We start from the raw sequence: 16,621 nt of genomic DNA, 5'->3' as shown, positions 1-16,621 counted from the left end.
CTTTATGAAGCTTGAAAATAGACGCACGCTTAAAATCAATTTTATTGATTATCCTTTGCTGACTGGAATAAGCAGAGTGTAAAATAAATCTTTGCGTTTAAAATAATTAAAGTCAAGCACGGATTTTATTAATCATAAAAATTTTCAAAAAAATGATTAAAATCCATCCATACTAATTTAAAAGAAATGTTGATACCTCAGGAAATCAGAATTAAAATGCAACAAGTTTCAGAAGTTCCTGCTGAAATTATTGAGCAAATTCATCAGGAAAGACTGCTTCAGATTTGGGTTCCCAAAATATATGGCGGATTGGGATTACGCTTGAATCAGGGTTTAAAAGTGCTTTTCAATTGGTCAAAAATTGATGGAAGTCTGGGTTGGATGCTGACTTTATGTTCGGGAGCTAATTTTTTTTCAAGAAATTTAAAACCTCATATCGCAAGCAAACTTTTTGCTGATGTTACCACCTGTTTCGGAGGAAGCGGAATGATTGGCGGAACTGCCGAAAAACAAACTGACGGAACTTTTTTAATCAGCGGACTTTGGCATTTTGCAACCGGAGCGCCACATTTAAGCCATTTTACACTGAATGCAAAGCTTACCGAGAATGGAATTCCTTTGCTGGATGAATCAGGAAACGAAATGATCAGATCATTTATTATTTCTAAAAATCAGGCTGAAATTATCCCGAATTGGAAATCAATGGGCATGAAAGCGACCGGAACATATTCTTTTAAAATTGAAAATGTAAAAGTTTCCGAAGATTACAGTTTTGTGTACGATGAGTTTTTTACGGATGATGTTTTAGATAAAATTCCGTTCAGGATTTTTGCGGATCTGACTTTATTGGTCAACTATCTTGGAATGGCTTCTCACTTTGCAGAAGAAGCGGTTAAAATTCGACCACATCTAAACTTAGATTTATTTAATAAAAAAATAGAAGAAGCAATGGAACAGGTTTTTGCATTTGCGGATGAAATTGAATTTTTGTTAAATAACTCTAAGTTAATTATTTCTGAAAAACAAGATGAAATTCACACTTATTCATCCGATTTGGTTGAAAGTTTATCGCATCAGTTTTTGGACATTTATTTTCAGTTAGGAATTAAGGCGAGTCATACGGATTCTGCGGTTTATCAGGTTTTTTGTGATTATTTTACCGCAACGCAGCATGCTAATTTCAGGAGAGAGTTTTAAAAGGGATTAAGTCATTTAAAATTTTGCATTACATTTTGTGGATATATTTATTGATTTACTAATTCTATCCAATAATTTATTAGATCCTCTTTAGAAAAAAGTTTGGAAATATCTTTTTGAATATTTATACTTTGTCCACTTGTATTCAGTATTTCATCTTGAAAAGGTTTACTTATTGAATAATACCATTGTTTTTCAATCAGGAGCTCTTTTGCTGGAAATTCTTTAATTGAACCAACAATTTTATATGAATCAACGATGATTGTGTCAAATTGTAAATCTTCATACGAGCTCTCTATTTCGATTAAATCATTATGTAATACTTCTTTTGCAATTTCTCGATCTGTAAGATTTTTATAAGAAAATAAATAACAAATTTTTACTTTTCATATACGTTTAGGAATATAGTTTTTATGTTTTAACGTTTCGTGGAAAGTTTTTAATCTAACTAAAATGTTTTGATATTTTTTTTAGTCCCATCATTATTTATAAATTTAAATTCATAGTCTTGATTGATAATTTCTCCGCCTGCTTGCAAAAAGCTTTCAAACAAATCTCGCCAATCCTCAAAGTCATTTTCTTTTTCAGTATCCCATCTAATTAAACCATATTCATTTCTGCCATCACTTTTATCTATTATAACACCAAATTTATTATGAAGTAAAACTTTTGTTCCTAATAAGAAGTCTTGGTTTCTTTTCCACTGGTCAGTAATACGAAAAACATTGCGTCCAATTTTTTGTCCTTTATCACCAAGCAAAATTTCCCATTCTTTTGCGGGTTTAAACCATTCCCAAATTCTTGTGAAGTCTGCAACATTATCTCCTTCAATTTCATATAGCTCTTCAATAAATTCGTTCTTGAATTTAATGAGTTCGTCATTATTTTTTTTATCTAAAATATCAATCAGAAAATTTTCTGCTTTATGCAACTCGTCAAACAATTCAAATATCTCCCATTTTTTCCAATATTCAATTTTGGAAATTCCGTCAGATTTACGTTTTTGAAAAAATCGTTTGTGCATAATGTTGATTTTTAAGCTTGCTAACGGTTCTCGGCTTTGCTAGGTTGCGAAGTCTGGAATCGATTGATTTCTGCGAAAAATAAAATTTCTTGCGAAATGTAAACGTGAATTTACCACAAAATTCGCAATCTTGCCAAACGCCTGTTATACGATGTATTTTACAATTCCTTCTTTAAATTCTTCGTAATGATTATGAATATGGTCAAAGCCTTTATTTACTATCCATTTTTTACCATTATATAAAAAAGAAACAAAATAATTAATGTAAGGTCGTATAATTTTACCATTTATGTTTTCTATTACATATTGAATTTCCATTCTTATTTCATCATTTTCATTAGGTTCATATTCAAAATCAAAAACAAAATCATCATTAAGAAACTTTGCGATTTTTTCCGCTGTTATTTCATCTGTTAGTCTATCTTTTGCCGACATTGGAGTGAAATCTAAACCATCATATATCACAGGTCTGATATATTTTCTTAGTCGCCAAGAGATTTTAGTTTCTTCACATTCTTCCTTACTTAATACGATTTTAGTTTTATGGCGACGAGAATTTTTGTAATGAATAATTGGTTTCAGTACATCAAATAAGTCATTTTGTGTGTTGACTGTAATTAATTCAAATTGAAAATTTTCTATATTCATTTTCTTATGATGTCGTTTTTTAATATATTGTATAACGTTTTCTGGCTTTGCGTTCGGGCAGGAAATCGAAGCACAAAAGCTGATATTATATAAAGCTCATTTGAAAAACTACACTTGAATTTTGCATCTCATCCAGCCTGATGCAAAAAACCTTATTAGCTGCAGTTTTTTTAAAGTTTATGAAATTTATCAATCATAGCTTTTAGATTTATGTTATTAGGAAACTTTTTCTCTATATTAATTAAATAATTATCAATTTCCGTTTCATTACTTTTCTTTACGCTTTGAAATATTAACTTGTAATATTCGTTGAATTTTGTACTAGAAATATCTTCTTTTAAAATATCCCTAAAATAGGTAAAATGGTTTTCAAGATTTGCTCTTTGATCTATTGAAAAAATATCAATTATTTTTATTAAGAATTTAGTTAGATAAACATTTGGATTTTGATTGTAAATGATCTCTTTATTCTCAATAAGTGCATCAATATACGCATACTTTGGACCCACCGCTCCAGGAAATTTATTTATCGTATTTTCAATTTTTTTTAGATTGAGTATAAAATCAGAGTAATTTTTTACCTTTTTGGGACTTGGATTCTTTTCCACAGTTGCTAAATTTAATCCTTCATTCCATTCTCCATAATAAAATGGATTAGTTTGTAAAAAAGCTATGTATTTTTTGTTGTCACTTCCAACTATATCCTGAATAGGATTACCATACATTACAAATAAATAATCTTCAAAAATTTCATCGTTTGGTTCATCTTCATTTGTGAGTTCAAAATAGTGAGCAGAATTATTAGATTTAAGTTTGAAATTAATTTTGGCATATTTATCATTAAAAAAGGATTTGTAACTTTTCCAAAAATTTGAATATTCATTCATAATTTTGTTTCTTACAGTCTTCATAGATTCGGTATCTGTATTTTCATAATATTCACAATCTAATTTTAATAAGTTAAAAAGAATTTCATCATTCTTAGAAAGCTTATTATTAACAATTATTTTATTAATATTTTGTATTATATTTGAAAAATCAATCTCTGTATGAATTAAATCCTGACGATCTTGTAATTGTTTTCTTATTTCGATTTTCTTTAACTCAATGTCATTCGGATATTTATTTTGATTTTCATATAATTTTTTATCAAAGTCATCATCGTTCTTAGTTACTGAAAATAACCACAATTTTAAAACATCTCTTTCTTTTTCGGATAATTGAGATTTTTCTATATTTTCAAATGTAGCCACTTTCCCTTCGGTTTGAAAATTAATTAAATATTGTAGATAGTTTAGATTTTTTGGATTGTTCTTTAGATTATCATTTTGCTGGAACTTTAATGCTTCCTCAAGGCTCCCATCTTTAGGATTACATAAACTAACTCCATAATTTAAAAAATAATTGTCATTAATAGAATCAGAAAACAAAGGAAACCTAAGATTAAGTTGCGCATTCACAAAAGTTGAAATTGAACAAAATATGATTAATGAAAATTTATACATTCTTTATATGGTGATTAATATAAAATTAAAGGTTTCGGGGTCTTGCGGAGCAGCATCTTTAAAGTTAAGATTAATGTTTATTCGGAGCAGAAAAGTTTCTGTCACCACGAACGCCTGTTTTTGCCAATACAATGTTAGGCGATGTTTTTTTAATAGACTATGCAATCTCCCCTTTTTAAATAAAATCCTAAATCTTTTAATTTATTCAGTTTTCCATTTTTATCCACTGTTACAATATAACTTTGTTTTGTCTCTGGACAACTATTATAAATCATCACTTTGAGTTTGTATCCATATTTAGTTTTTTCAAACCCATTCCCTTTTGAATTTGAATCGATATCATAATCATTAATCCTTGCAATTAGAAATGCTTCGTATTCATTATCAATTTTATTAATGAATTCTTTTAATTCATTTTTATTCTGAACAAAATTCCATTTATTATTTTCGATATATAAAATTCTATAATTACAATATAAAGGTTGACATCCAGTAAAAAATCCTCCTAGATTTTGATTTTCAGGTTTCGGAATCTGTTTACTCAATTTTATATTTCCACTTGAAAAAATCTTATCTGGAGTAAATCCAGTAACATAATCTATTTGCCAATATTGAATTTTTGAATTGGGTTTTATTTGCTTTAATAAATATTCATCACTCCTGTATTTTTCAGGCAGTTTTTCAAAATTTTCCTTGCAAGAAATTAAAGAAAATAAAATTGTTACAAAATACAGAATTTGTTTTAACATACGCTTTGGTAAAATATCGCCTAACGGAAAAGTATTTGCGAAGGGCGGGCTTTTTATAACCGAGATTTCAAAAGAAGCACTTCACGAAGCAAAAATTTTTCTCTTTTTCAAACTTACTAATTTCTTTGAAAAAGGTGGGAATTTTTTACGACTATTTTCACTAAACGCTCAAAGAAGTTCTTTAACCCCGCTTTTTTGGCAATACTATTTTATCTGCAGTTATACTATAATATGTTTTTGTAACATATCATATATATCTTGTCTAATTTTATTTTCAATTTCGTATTGAATTTTATAATGTTCTAATTTTTTATCATTTAATTCTTTATAATAATCTGATCGTTGTTTATATAATTCTTTAATCTTTTCTTTTTGCTCACTTAATGAAACTAATTTTAGAACACTTCTTACTTCTATGAAAAGTTTTTCAATATTGCCGATATATTCGGAAATCAAACTATTGTATTTAATTGTTTGTAATTTTAATTCACGGGTTTTTTGGATAAACTCAAAATTATCAATCAAAAGTTCAATTTTTGCTGAAGCCATATCATAATCTGATTTATATTGCTCAATTTTTTCTTCTATGTTTCTAATTTTTTCTTCATTGTTTTCGTATATCCCAACTAAAGTCACATCTGAAAGATAATTCTGAAACTGATAGTATTTTTCATAATACTCAATAAGAGATTTTTTTTCTTCTGATTTTAAACTTATTTTGTTTTGAGTTGAATAGTTTAAATCAGTCTTAATTTTTTCTACCTTTTGTGTTATTTCTTCTATATCCTCTTTAGTCGCAATATTTTTTCCTTTTTCTTGAAAATATGATTTAAATAATGCTAAATAGAATCCGATTAGTATTAATAAAAATTGAAGAAGTATTTGTATAAAGTCAATCATATACCCTAATTTTAAATAATTGCTGATAACATTTCGGGGCTTTGCGATGGTGGGGCAATCGAAGCACAAAACTTCAATTTTCCACAAAAGTTGAACCGAAGAACAACCGTTGAACTTTGCAGTTTCGCCCCACTATTGCAAAACCCTTGTTGTAGCCAGTACTTTTTTACTTTATTTTTAGTTTTTCAAAATTATATAATGTAATAAAGTCAATCTTGTGTGCCCAAATTTCGTTCGTTTTAGCATTTGGAAAAGCGCCAACAATACTTGTGTTTTCAAAATCTTCTTTAAAATAATATTTAATGTCAGCTTTGTAATTTATTGGGCTTTTTATATTATTCCTCATCATCAAAAGCGATTTCCAATCTTTATCTTCTTTTCCATCATTGTAATATGCTCCCATAAAATAAATTTCAACAGTGTTTTCTTTTGGTTTTTCGTCAAATAAATTTTTATCAGCTTCAAAAGAATAATAACCATCAATTTTTTCAATGCTTATTACGCTATACTCATATTTTCCATTCTTTTTTTCTTTGAGTTCTAATAAAATTTTTGAACCCAAAGGGAAAGTAAAGCTATTTTCAAAATTTGTCGGAAACCTTTCTGGAACATTCAATTTTTGTTGTGCTTGAATGTTTAAACAGATAAAATTCATTAATAAAATTAGTAATAGTTTTTTCATACGTTTGTTTCTTTTAGTATTGGCTACAACATCCAAATTTACGCAATTCACTATAAATATCAATAATTACAAATTAATTTTAATCAACACATATTCAAATTAATATCCGTTTTCAAACGACTACAAGCGAATTTAAATAGTTTTCTACCGAATAAATTTCCCAGGCTAATGAATCTTTGCAACAGAGATTTGAGAAAGCAAGTGAACGTCTCTTATCTGAATTGTTAATCTTAAAAAATAAAAGTTATGTCACTAAGAAACAAAGTAACCTTAATCGGGTTCACAGGAAAAGAAGTTGAAAAGGTAACCTTCGAAAACGGAGGAATGAAAATTTCAGTTTCTCTCGCTACAAACGATCATTACACCAACGCAAAAGGTGAAAAAGTAGAAGAAACGCAATGGCATAATCTGGTGGCTTTCGGAAAGACTGCGGAGATTTTTCAGAAATATGTCACCAAAGGAAAAGAAATCGCTATTGAAGGGAAACTGACGTACAGATCATACGAAGATAAAGATGACGTGAAAAGATATATTACTGAAATAAGAGTAGATGAGCTTCTGCTTTTAGGAAGTAAATAATTGCTCGGCTTAAAAAATGATTGGAGATGAAAATAAAAGTTTTAAAAATCAGAATTGCAGATGAATTTCTGCATGAAGACCAAAAAGTGATTGATCAGTTTCTGGAAAATCACGAAATCATTAAAACTGAAACAGCATTTGTTCATGATGAGCAGTTTTGGTCGGTGGTTTTGTATTTTAATGACATCGAATCTTCTATTAGCAAGACAAGTGTAAAAGATTCCAAAGCAGCAAAATATTCTGCGGAAGATGAATCGTTAACCAATGATGAAGCAGCTATTTTAGAGGCATTGAAATTGTGGCGTTCCGAAAAAGCAAAAGAACAAAATCTTCCGACTTATTTTATCGCCACCAATAAAGAACTGATTTCTGTTGCTAAATTTAAGCCTGCCAAAAAACAGGAACTTTTGGAAATAAAAGGATTCGGGAAGCATAAAATAGAAAACTACGGCGAAGAAATTCTTGAGATTTTAGAAAATGTTTAATTTTTATTGAATATCTGCAATGAGTCCTAATAAAAGTCTTTGTAGACTTTTCGTTAAAAAATTTCAATATTATTAAAAGTGGATAATTATAGAATTTTTAATTAAAATAAACACAGATGATGATATAAAGCTGGAGAAATTACAGTCTTCGGCTTTTATTGATTTAAAAGTCTTTTCAAATCCTTATTTTTGCAGTCTATATCATTTATCAAACATCAATTATCATTCATCAAATGAAGCCGAGCTTAGCAAAAGGAACAAGAGATTTTACATCTTTGGAAGTCTCAAGAAGAAAATATATTATCAACATTTTACAGAAAAATTTTGAATTGTTTGGTTTTCAGCCTTTGGAAACGCCAAGCTTTGAAAATCTTTCTACTTTGACAGGAAAATACGGGGAAGAAGGGGATCGTCTGATTTTTAAGATTTTGAATTCCAGTATAAATGAGGCGAAAGAGGACAAAAAAACTCAAATGCTGAATGATTTTCAGAAAGCTTTAGACAAGCCTTTCAGTTCAGAAAATCTTACGGATAAAGCTCTTCGTTATGATTTAACCGTACCTTTTGCAAGATTTGTAGCGATGAATCACGGGAAGCTTACTTTTCCGTACAAACGCTATCAGATCCAGCCGGTTTGGAGAGCAGACCGTCCGCAGAAAGGAAGATTCAGAGAATTTTATCAGTGTGATGCCGATGTGGTGGGAAGCGAGAGTCTTTGGCAGGAAGTAGAATTGGTGCAATTATATTTGAAATCTTTCGCGGAGCTGAAAGTTTCCGTAACAATTCACATCAACAACAGAAAAATTCTTTCCGGATTAGCAGAATATGCCGGAATTACAGATAAATTAATTGATTTTACAGTTGCATTAGACAAGCTGGATAAAATCGGGAAAGATGGAGTAGTAAAGGAGCTTTTAGAAAGAGAAATTTCTCAGCAATCTATTGATAAACTTGATTTCTTATTTACTCAATCTGATGATGCTCTGGAAAATCTTCTTTTGCTTAAAGAAAAGTTTGCGGGAAATGAAATCGGTTTGAAAGGTGTTGAAGAATTGGAATTCGTCATTACCCAATCATTAAATCTTGGCGTTGATATTCAGAATCTTGTTTTTGACATTACTTTGGCGCGTGGATTAGATTATTACACCGGAGCAATTTTTGAAGTAAAAGCGGATGAGGTACAGATGGGATCTATTGGCGGTGGTGGAAGATATGATAATCTTACCGAAGTTTTCGGGGTAAAAAATGTTCCGGGAATCGGGATTTCTTTTGGTCTGGACCGTATTTATCTGGTGATGGAAGAGTTAAATCTTTTCCCTGAGGAGGCAATATCAAAAGTAGAATATCTGTTTGCGAATTTTGGAGGCGAAGAGACTTTGGAAGCATTAAAACTTATCATACAGCTGAGAGAGAAGGGGATTTCTGCTGAACTTTACCCCGAAAATGCAAAAATAGCAAAACAGTTTACGTATGCTGAAAAAAAAGGTATCAAAAATCTGGTCTTTTTGGGTGAAGAAGAGATAAAAAATAAAACAGTTACTTTTAAAAATCTTGAAGCAGGAGAGCAGAAAACAATTTCTCTGGAAGAGTTTTTAGGATAATTTATCTGAACTGATATACAATATTATAAATCGCTGGTTTTTACGCTGGCGATTTTTTTATTATCTGTAAACAAAACATCAATTCTAAAACTCTGCATGAAGTTTGTACTATTTCTGCATCACAAAAAATATAATATGAGTAACAGTATTTTAAAAAAAGAACATGAACTGGGGTTGGGAGGTGTTGCCATCGGAACCGCTTTTGAAAAATTAACAGATGAGCAGTCACACAAAATTCTGGAAAAAGCTTGGGATGAAGGAATCAGGTATTATGATACATCTCCATGGTATGGTCTTACTAAAAGTGAGAGAAGATTTGGTGATTTTTTAAATAAAAAAAACAGGGAAGATTTTGTATTTTCAACAAAAGTAGGAAGGCTTTTCAAAGAAGTTTCTTCTTCTGAAGTTCCTGAAACCATGTGGAAAGATCCCCTTAATTTTGATTTTGAACACAATTATACAGCAGATGCCATCAAAAGATCTATAACAGACAGTTTACAACGAACTGGTCTTGGATATATTGATATTGTTTATGTTCATGATCTATCTGAGGATCAGGTAGGTGACAGGTATCCTTACTTCCTGGAGCAGGCAAAAAAAGGAGCATTCAAAGTATTGTCCGAATTGCGTGATGAAGGGTTAATAAAAGCTTGGGGAATGGGTGTTAATAAAATAGAACCGATTTTAGATTGTCTGGAATTTTCCGATCTAGATATCTGCCTTTCGGCAACCCAATATTCTATTTTGGAGCATGAAGATGCAGTTGACAGATTACTTCCGGCAGTGAAAAAAGCAGGAGTAAAACTTGTTTCAGGCGCAGGATACAATTCGGGATTCATCAATGGCAGAGACCGATACAATTATAAAGAGGTTATTCCTAAAGGAATGCCCGAAAAAAGAGATAAAATAGCAGCAATAGCTTCTAAATATGATATTGATATTGTAGATGCAGCTCTACAGTTTGTTCTTGCTGCAGATGAGTTTGTTTCTATCATTCCCGGTGCAAGTAAACCCGATCAGGTTACAGACAATATCAGTGCCTGGAAAAAAGAAATACCTAAAGAATTTTGGCGTGAGCTTCAGGAACAAGGTCTTGTTTATGAAAAAGCACAGTTGCCATTGTACTGAATTATATTTATATTGAAAAATACCCCTTTGCGAAGGGGTATTTTAGTTACTTTGGATTAAATCCAGAAATTATCATTATAATGAAATACTTTTATTGAAGAAATTACATAATCAGATGTTTATCAGATTTTATTTACCTGCAGATAAGCTATAAATGATTCACATTTGTAATAATAGGAATTTGTTTTAGTAAAAGCATTTGTATGGCATGCATTCTGTAATATAATAGCCAAGCAAATATTATTTATGGAACAAATCAACATTAAGGTAGCACTCTGCCTGCAATGCGGAGGTTATCATTCATCGGCACCTGCTGATTTTAGTCAGATTAATGATCCTGAAGTTACTGATCATTTTTTGTATCATGGAGAACCGTGGTTTACATTAGATAAAGAGACTTTTGAAAAATCTATGATGCTTGAGGACACAATTGTAAAAACAGTGAGTTTATCAGATCATAAAATGCATGAGAAGAAATATTGTAAATGCAGCAGACCAACAAATCCGGTCAATAAAATACAAGTTTATTCATTTCCGGTTTCTGATGATATTTTAATGAATAAAAATCAGGTTTCAGATAATGATCTTTATTTTACAGAAGTATACAGACTTTGTTACAACTTTCATTAAGCTTAAGTAAATTTATGATCTAATACATTAAAGTATTTTCGCTATTCTACATTGGGAATACTTAAATACCAATATAATAATCAAAACATCTGAGGCTTATATATTTAGAATAATCCGTCTTGCAAAATAATACAGGTGGATTATTTATTTTTCCCACAAATTTTTTGTTGGAAATTTTTACATAAGAATGATTATTGAGTATTCATCTGAATTTTTTTTAAACATTACACTTTCGGACAATCATTTAATATAAAAAGCTATGAAACCTAAAAATATTTCAGGAGTTCCCAAACATAATAAGGGAAGCTTTCACGATACCGAAAGTGTAAGATATATTGAAAAGCAGGAAAATCTTGATTTTCAGTTTAATATTCTCAAGCAACGTCTTTTTGAAATTAATAGCTGGCGAAAATGCTGTCCTGAAAGCAAAACTGACTTTAAACTCTTTGATTCCCGAGGAATTAATATAGAACGGGTTCCTGAAGTGGGAGATTACATCAGAATCAATATTCCCGGAGCGGGAGGAATTGAGGGCAGATATTTCGACTGGGTGAAAATTGTTATGCTGGATGTGGCAAGTGAGAGTAAAGTACTGATGCAGTGCAGACCTTCTCATAATCCTGAAACGTCTGAGAGCAGAAAAATTGCCCACTTCTATTCTAATGCAGCAACTTCCACTTTTATTGTTTCAAAACATAAAGGGTTTATTAAGGTAGGTATTTATGGTAGAAATGAACTTCCTAATCTTAATTCTGGTTTTTTTAACAGCTTAAGAAATCTATTTGTAGCTTTCGGAGGAATGCTTGGATTTTCAAAGATTCAATGGAAATGTCTTAGTAAAGGTCTTATTGATTTCTAATAGCGAATAATTTCTAAACTCACCATCATAGTTTACTTTTAAATAGGCTTGCCGAAAATCTGTGATTTTCTTGATAATTTTTCATTTTAATCAACCCTTGATTAATAAAAATAAAAAGGAACTTTAAGACTAACCCTTATTTGGAGTAAATCTTAAAGTTCCTTTATAATTTATTTTATTCTGTTGTATATCAATTTAGTAACAATGGCTCCAAATGTATAATATCCTATTGTCATTAGCTTTTTCTTGTTATTTTCAGCAACAGGTGTATCGTCTAACCCTAATTTTTCAGGAAGCATAATAGCTCCTACACCTGCCGCAATACCGCTGATCACTTCGTGGTTGGTTGCTGTTCCTGCATAATACATAGCATTACTGATCACATCACCTGCTAACGTAGCTGCGTAAATAGTATCAGGATCAGATAATTGTATATCATTGGCTTCTGCAGCTTTTTGCAATGCCTCTTCACCGACTTCATTAATATGCGGAACGTCTTCAAAGTTTTTTCTGATGACTTCGTGCAGAATATTGAGGGCAATAGCTCCTCCCAGTCCTGCGATTAATTTTTTGACCATAATATTTATTTTAAGTTTAATTTTTATGATTGATTGTTCTTTCCGGGTTGCATAATCATTCTAATAGAGGGATTATTGGTAATAAATAGTCTGAACCATTCTAATGCCAGTCTTATTTTGTTTCTGAATCCGGTTAAAGGAATGATATGAACAAAAAGCCAGGTAATCCATGCAAAAAATCCGGTGTAAGAAAAATTCGGCAGATCTACAACTGCTTTGAATTTAGAAATAATAGCCATACTTCCTTTATTTTTATAGATAAATGGTTGCATTTTTTGTCTATTTCGCAATTTTTGAATGTTTTCAGCAGCAAGATTAGCCTGCTGAATGGCAACCTGGGCAACTTGTGGATGTCCTTTAGGGTATTCTTTATCGTTTAGTTGGAGACAGATGTCGCCTAATGCAAATATGTTATCAAAACCAGCAACACGGTTATACTCATCCACCAAAATTCTTCTTCCTTTTCCTAAAGAATCTTCAGGAATACCTGGAACCTCTCGTCCGATAACACCCGAAGTCCAGATCAAGCTTTCTGTTTGGATTTTTTTGCCGTCAGACAAAATGACATTTCCGTCAACATAATCTTTTACGGAGACATTCAAAAGAATATTCACGCCCAGTTTTTTTAGATTTTCATAAGCTGATCTTTGTGCCTTGTCACTCATTGGGGATAATAAAGTGGGAAGCGCATCTACAAGATAGAGATGAGATAGACTAAGCGGAATCTCCGGATATTCTTTTTCTGCAATATAAGATCCCATTTCTGCAATCATTCCGGCAAGCTCAACTCCGGTAGGTCCGCCACCTGCAATCACGATATTCTGCAGACGCTCTGCATTTTCTGTATTTTTGTTTCTGGATGCTTCTTCTAAGGTTAACAAAATATGATTTCTAAGATATAACGCTTCATGAATGGTTTTCATCGGAAGAGCACATTTTTTTACATTCTCCAGACCAAAAAAATTGGTTTCGGTTCCCATACAGATGACAAGATAATCATAATCTATGCTGCCGTTATCGGTTTCAATAGTCTTGGTTTCAGAATTAATTTTTTTCAGACTTCCCATATGAAAATTAAAGTTATCATACTCCGCAAAAAGCTTTCTGAATGGGTAACTGATGTGCGAAGGTTCAATAAAGGCTGTGGCAACCTGATAAATGAGGGGAGGGAAGAAATGGTAATTATTTCTGTCTACCAGAGTTATTTTAAAATTTTTATTATTGGCAATATTTTTTATCAAATTAATTCCGGCAAAACCTCCTCCAAGTATAACAATATGGTTTTTCATAAAATAAGAAATAAATGTGAGTAGTGTATTATTACCGATTCAATAATAAGACCAAAGAAGACAACTTTATTATCATTTTTGCATTATAAAATAATGATTTGAATTTTCATTATTCAATAATAGAACAGTAATTTATTTCATTTATCTTATTTTTATATATGTTAATGTGTTATAATAATTGATTATTTTTATAATTCTGATAATTTGGCAGTGAAATTGATAATAAAACACAAAACAAATTACATTAATCAACCAAATCAAAATATTATGAAAAATTCAATTCTTACAGTTCTGGCCATTTCGGCTATGGTTTCGTGCAACAAAAAAGAAACAACTACAGCAGACAATTCTACAGATACTATGATGATGACCGATTCTGATTCTATGACAACTCTAAATGATTCGGCAGCCGCAGCAGGTACAATGGGAACAGAAAACTCAATGCTTAGTTCGCAGGACAAAATGTTTGCAGATGCGGCAGCAAGCGGAGGAATGATGGAAGTAATGATGGGTAAATTAGCACAAACCAATGCTTCCAGTGAGACTGCAAAATCTTTAGGAGCAATGATGGTAAAAGATCATAGTGCGGCTAATGAAGAGCTTAAAAAATGGGCAGCAGCAAATAATTATACATTGCCGACTTCAATGAAAGCAGAACATCAAAAAAAATATGATGAACTGAAAATGAAGAAAGGAGCGGAATTTGACAAAATGTACGCTGACATGATGGTTACAGATCACAAGAAAGATATTGCTGAATTTAAAAAGCAAGCTGCTGAAGGAACTGAATCATCTCTTAAAAAATTTGCAAGTAATACTGTTTCTACTTTAGAACATCATTTGATGGAAGCTGAAAAAGCAAAATCTATGTTAAAATAATTTTAATCACACTATAAAAAAAACCGTTATTCAAATATATTGGATGACGGTTTTTTACGTTTTTAATTTATTTCATTATTTCATTAATTTTAGAAATATTTTCATTTTTATATTCCGAATATACATGAGAATGAAAATCATTTAGTTTTCTGAGTAACTCCAGAAGTTCGGTTTTTTCTTTGTTTTCCAGTTTTCCGGCAAGAATTCTCGACGTCATATTGACTTTTTCAACGGAACGGTGGAAATAATCTTCACCTTTTTCGGTGATGTTGAGACGCTTGCTTCTTTTGTCTTCGATGTCATTTTTTTCTTCAATTAAACCATATTCCAAAAGACGTTTGATGATTTGGGTTCCGGTTTGTTTTTCGTGTCCGTTTCTTTCAATCAGCTGAATTTTAGTCAGATTCGGTTCATCTTTCAATCGGTAGAGATAGGTAAATTCTTCATTGGCGAGTTCGGGAAAATCATTCAATCCTTTTCTAATCAATTGTTTGGAATATCGTCCCAAAAGCAGAACCTGTTTGCAGATTTCATTTTCTGTGAAAGAAACATGATGCTGTTCATTTTTAAAAAGCTTGGTTGGGCTCTCTTTTCTGTATTTTTTATCATTCAGCCAAAGTCGGAAATCCTCAACGTTGGAGTGAGGTTTATAAGCTTCGGAATTTTCAAATTCTTTAACCTGATGCAGCAAATCAATGAAAAAATCAGTATTCATAGCGCAAATTTAATCTAAGTATTTTTAATAATGTAATAATTTATCAGTGTAACAATGTAACAGTCTAACAATGTAATAACTCAAAAACCCTGAAATTCTCAAACTCTCTCTCAATAAAGTTAAAGTTTCACACTCCCCATTCCGCCATCAATTCCGAAAACCTGTCCTGTGATCCACGAAGATTTATCCGAAACAAGAAAAGCCGTCATTTCCGCAATTTCTTCAGCCGTTCCCACTCTTTGTAACGGATGCCTTTTCGCGGAAGCTTCTCTTTTCTCGGGTGTTGCCAATAGCTGTGAAGATAAATTCGTGTCCGTTAGAGAAGGTGCAATCGCATTGACCCTGATTTTCTGAGCCGAAAATTCCGCCGCCAGACTTTTTGTAAGACCTTCCACCGCATTTTTACTTGCCGCAATCGAAGCGTGAAAAGGCATTCCCAGTTTTGCCGCCACGGAACTGAAAAGCACAACAGAGGCAGTTTCCGACTTTTTAAGATTCGGCAACAGTTTCTGAATCATTTTAACCGCTCCCAAAACATTGATTTCAAAATCATTCTTAAAATCATCCACAGAAAGTCGATTAAATGGTTTCAAATTAATGCTTCCCGGTGCGTAAATCAATCCGTCCACAACTTCCGGAAAGCTGATTTCATTTAAATTTCCCGAAAGAATATCCATTGTATGGAATTCAATATTCGGATGATTCAATTCTGGATTTTCCGTTTTGGAAATTCCAATGATTTTGTGTTGTTCTGCAAGAATTTTTGCTGTTGCTAATCCGATTCCCTTTCCGCAACCTATGATGACGATATTTTTCATATTCAATTTATCTTTTAGAAATTTTATTATTGCTGATAACTCTCTGTCTGCTGCATTTAAAGCGATTAATTTCTTCGCTTCTTTTTTTCAGATGTTTCTGGCTCACTCCCGAATTCACTCTTTTTCTCCAAAGCTTAAAGCTCGATTCTTTCAGTTCCAAACGCATCAGTCTAATCACTTCCGATTCACTGACTCCGAACTGAAATTGTATCGCTTCAAACGGCGTTCGGTCTTCCCACGCCATTTCGATGATTCTGTCGATTTGTTGTATGTTGAGGTTTTTGTTCATTTTTATAGCTTTTTTCGTGAGATCCTTCGACAAGCTCAGGATGACATCTCTAATACTAACTTTACT

19 protein-coding genes are annotated in these 16,621 nt (G+C 31.6%); 8 read left to right on the top strand and 11 right to left on the bottom strand.

The window, feature by feature from the left end:
* Positions 1-186 precede the first annotated feature (186 nt).
* Positions 187-1,197 (top strand): acyl-CoA dehydrogenase family protein, encoded by a 1,011-nt coding sequence (locus tag FOL89_RS06680; protein WP_144282049.1) that lies wholly within the window; start codon positions 187-189, stop codon positions 1,195-1,197.
* A gap of 448 nt (positions 1,198-1,645) precedes the next feature.
* Here the strand turns inward: FOL89_RS06680 and FOL89_RS06675 are convergent, their stop codons facing one another.
* From FOL89_RS06675 to FOL89_RS06650, 6 genes are all read right to left on the bottom strand, one after another.
* The gene (locus FOL89_RS06675; protein ID WP_228444870.1) at positions 1,646-2,128 is read right to left on the bottom strand and encodes a hypothetical protein; all 483 of its coding nucleotides are present in this window, start codon (positions 2,126-2,128) and stop codon (positions 1,646-1,648) included.
* Between the two features lie 237 nt (positions 2,129-2,365).
* Complete coding sequence (locus tag FOL89_RS06670; protein WP_144282047.1) at positions 2,366-2,869, bottom strand: hypothetical protein; 504 nt, start codon at positions 2,867-2,869, stop codon at positions 2,366-2,368.
* Between the two features lie 170 nt (positions 2,870-3,039).
* Complete coding sequence (locus FOL89_RS06665; RefSeq protein ID WP_144282046.1) at positions 3,040-4,329, bottom strand: hypothetical protein; 1,290 nt, start codon at positions 4,327-4,329, stop codon at positions 3,040-3,042.
* A 194-nt stretch (positions 4,330-4,523) separates the two neighbouring features.
* On the bottom strand, positions 4,524-5,123 hold the full coding sequence (locus FOL89_RS06660; protein ID WP_144282045.1) for a hypothetical protein: 600 nt from the start codon (positions 5,121-5,123) through the stop codon (positions 4,524-4,526).
* Positions 5,124-5,342: 219 nt separating this feature from the next.
* The gene (locus tag FOL89_RS06655) at positions 5,343-6,023 is read right to left on the bottom strand and encodes a hypothetical protein (RefSeq protein ID WP_144282044.1); all 681 of its coding nucleotides are present in this window, start codon (positions 6,021-6,023) and stop codon (positions 5,343-5,345) included.
* A gap of 166 nt (positions 6,024-6,189) precedes the next feature.
* Positions 6,190-6,705 (bottom strand): hypothetical protein, encoded by a 516-nt coding sequence (locus FOL89_RS06650; protein ID WP_144282043.1) that lies wholly within the window; start codon positions 6,703-6,705, stop codon positions 6,190-6,192.
* Positions 6,706-6,951: 246 nt separating this feature from the next.
* Here FOL89_RS06650 and FOL89_RS06645 point away from each other — a divergent pair, with 246 nt between their 5' ends.
* From FOL89_RS06645 to FOL89_RS06620, 6 genes are all read left to right on the top strand, one after another.
* Positions 6,952-7,284, top strand: coding sequence for a single-stranded DNA-binding protein (locus tag FOL89_RS06645; protein ID WP_144282042.1), 333 nt, complete (start codon positions 6,952-6,954; stop codon positions 7,282-7,284).
* Positions 7,285-7,310: 26 nt separating this feature from the next.
* Positions 7,311-7,769, top strand: coding sequence for an HRDC domain-containing protein (locus FOL89_RS06640; protein ID WP_144282041.1), 459 nt, complete (start codon positions 7,311-7,313; stop codon positions 7,767-7,769).
* A gap of 233 nt (positions 7,770-8,002) precedes the next feature.
* A complete protein-coding gene (gene hisS / locus FOL89_RS06635) occupies positions 8,003-9,370 on the top strand; it encodes a histidine--tRNA ligase (protein WP_144282040.1) in 1,368 nt (455 codons plus the stop codon).
* A 135-nt stretch (positions 9,371-9,505) separates the two neighbouring features.
* Entirely contained in the window at positions 9,506-10,498 is a 993-nt protein-coding gene (locus FOL89_RS06630) for an aldo/keto reductase (protein ID WP_144282039.1), read from the top strand.
* 246 nt (positions 10,499-10,744) lie between these two features.
* Positions 10,745-11,128 (top strand): hypothetical protein, encoded by a 384-nt coding sequence (locus FOL89_RS06625; protein WP_144282038.1) that lies wholly within the window; start codon positions 10,745-10,747, stop codon positions 11,126-11,128.
* A 259-nt stretch (positions 11,129-11,387) separates the two neighbouring features.
* On the top strand, positions 11,388-11,987 hold the full coding sequence (locus tag FOL89_RS06620) for a hypothetical protein (protein ID WP_144282037.1): 600 nt from the start codon (positions 11,388-11,390) through the stop codon (positions 11,985-11,987).
* 170 nt (positions 11,988-12,157) lie between these two features.
* Here FOL89_RS06620 and FOL89_RS06615 read toward each other — a convergent pair whose 3' ends face one another.
* Both FOL89_RS06615 and FOL89_RS06610 read right to left on the bottom strand, forming a co-directional pair.
* Entirely contained in the window at positions 12,158-12,565 is a 408-nt protein-coding gene (locus FOL89_RS06615) for a hypothetical protein (RefSeq protein WP_144282036.1), read from the bottom strand.
* 23 nt (positions 12,566-12,588) lie between these two features.
* Positions 12,589-13,854 carry an NAD(P)/FAD-dependent oxidoreductase gene (locus FOL89_RS06610; RefSeq protein WP_144282035.1) on the bottom strand — a complete coding sequence of 422 codons (1,266 nt, stop codon included), beginning with the start codon at positions 13,852-13,854 and terminating at the stop codon, positions 12,589-12,591.
* A gap of 267 nt (positions 13,855-14,121) precedes the next feature.
* Between FOL89_RS06610 and FOL89_RS06605 the strand changes: the two genes are divergently transcribed.
* A complete protein-coding gene (locus FOL89_RS06605) occupies positions 14,122-14,733 on the top strand; it encodes a DUF4142 domain-containing protein (protein WP_144282034.1) in 612 nt (203 codons plus the stop codon).
* 67 nt (positions 14,734-14,800) lie between these two features.
* Here the strand turns inward: FOL89_RS06605 and FOL89_RS06600 are convergent, their stop codons facing one another.
* The 3 genes from FOL89_RS06600 to FOL89_RS06590 form a co-directional block, all read right to left on the bottom strand.
* A complete protein-coding gene (locus FOL89_RS06600; RefSeq protein WP_144282033.1) occupies positions 14,801-15,448 on the bottom strand; it encodes a MarR family winged helix-turn-helix transcriptional regulator in 648 nt (215 codons plus the stop codon).
* A 119-nt stretch (positions 15,449-15,567) separates the two neighbouring features.
* On the bottom strand, positions 15,568-16,266 hold the full coding sequence (locus FOL89_RS06595; protein ID WP_144282032.1) for an SDR family NAD(P)-dependent oxidoreductase: 699 nt from the start codon (positions 16,264-16,266) through the stop codon (positions 15,568-15,570).
* Between the two features lie 7 nt (positions 16,267-16,273).
* A complete protein-coding gene (locus FOL89_RS06590) occupies positions 16,274-16,555 on the bottom strand; it encodes a TIGR03643 family protein (protein WP_144282031.1) in 282 nt (93 codons plus the stop codon).
* Positions 16,556-16,621: the final 66 nt, after the last annotated feature.

Origin of the sequence: Chryseobacterium echinoideorum, from assembly GCF_007474535.1 — a bacterium.
GTDB classification, from domain to species: domain Bacteria; phylum Bacteroidota; class Bacteroidia; order Flavobacteriales; family Weeksellaceae; genus Chryseobacterium; species Chryseobacterium echinoideorum.
Note: the sequence above shows the minus strand (reverse complement) of the source record. Positions and strands in the feature narration are given on the sequence as shown.

Bases quoted from the DNA above. Each gene is read 5' to 3' on its own strand.
- FOL89_RS06630 (WP_144282039.1), top strand. From the start codon at position 9,506: ATGAGTAACAGTATTTTAAAAAAAGAACATGAACTGGGGTTGGGAGGT.
- FOL89_RS06620 (WP_144282037.1), top strand. From the start codon at position 11,388: ATGAAACCTAAAAATATTTCAGGAGTTCCCAAACATAATAAGGGAAGC.
- FOL89_RS06645 (WP_144282042.1), top strand. From the start codon at position 6,952: ATGTCACTAAGAAACAAAGTAACCTTAATCGGGTTCACAGGAAAAGAA.
- FOL89_RS06605 (WP_144282034.1), top strand. From the start codon at position 14,122: ATGAAAAATTCAATTCTTACAGTTCTGGCCATTTCGGCTATGGTTTCG.
- FOL89_RS06680 (WP_144282049.1), top strand. From the start codon at position 187: ATGTTGATACCTCAGGAAATCAGAATTAAAATGCAACAAGTTTCAGAA.
- FOL89_RS06600 (WP_144282033.1), bottom strand. From the start codon at position 15,448: ATGAATACTGATTTTTTCATTGATTTGCTGCATCAGGTTAAAGAATTT.
- hisS (WP_144282040.1), top strand. From the start codon at position 8,003: ATGAAGCCGAGCTTAGCAAAAGGAACAAGAGATTTTACATCTTTGGAA.
- FOL89_RS06655 (WP_144282044.1), bottom strand. From the start codon at position 6,023: ATGATTGACTTTATACAAATACTTCTTCAATTTTTATTAATACTAATC.
- FOL89_RS06590 (WP_144282031.1), bottom strand. From the start codon at position 16,555: ATGAACAAAAACCTCAACATACAACAAATCGACAGAATCATCGAAATG.
- FOL89_RS06660 (WP_144282045.1), bottom strand. From the start codon at position 5,123: ATGTTAAAACAAATTCTGTATTTTGTAACAATTTTATTTTCTTTAATT.
- FOL89_RS06640 (WP_144282041.1), top strand. From the start codon at position 7,311: ATGAAAATAAAAGTTTTAAAAATCAGAATTGCAGATGAATTTCTGCAT.
- FOL89_RS06615 (WP_144282036.1), bottom strand. From the start codon at position 12,565: ATGGTCAAAAAATTAATCGCAGGACTGGGAGGAGCTATTGCCCTCAAT.
- FOL89_RS06610 (WP_144282035.1), bottom strand. From the start codon at position 13,854: ATGAAAAACCATATTGTTATACTTGGAGGAGGTTTTGCCGGAATTAAT.
- FOL89_RS06650 (WP_144282043.1), bottom strand. From the start codon at position 6,705: ATGAAAAAACTATTACTAATTTTATTAATGAATTTTATCTGTTTAAAC.
- FOL89_RS06595 (WP_144282032.1), bottom strand. From the start codon at position 16,266: ATGAAAAATATCGTCATCATAGGTTGCGGAAAGGGAATCGGATTAGCA.
- FOL89_RS06625 (WP_144282038.1), top strand. From the start codon at position 10,745: ATGGAACAAATCAACATTAAGGTAGCACTCTGCCTGCAATGCGGAGGT.
- FOL89_RS06670 (WP_144282047.1), bottom strand. From the start codon at position 2,869: ATGAATATAGAAAATTTTCAATTTGAATTAATTACAGTCAACACACAA.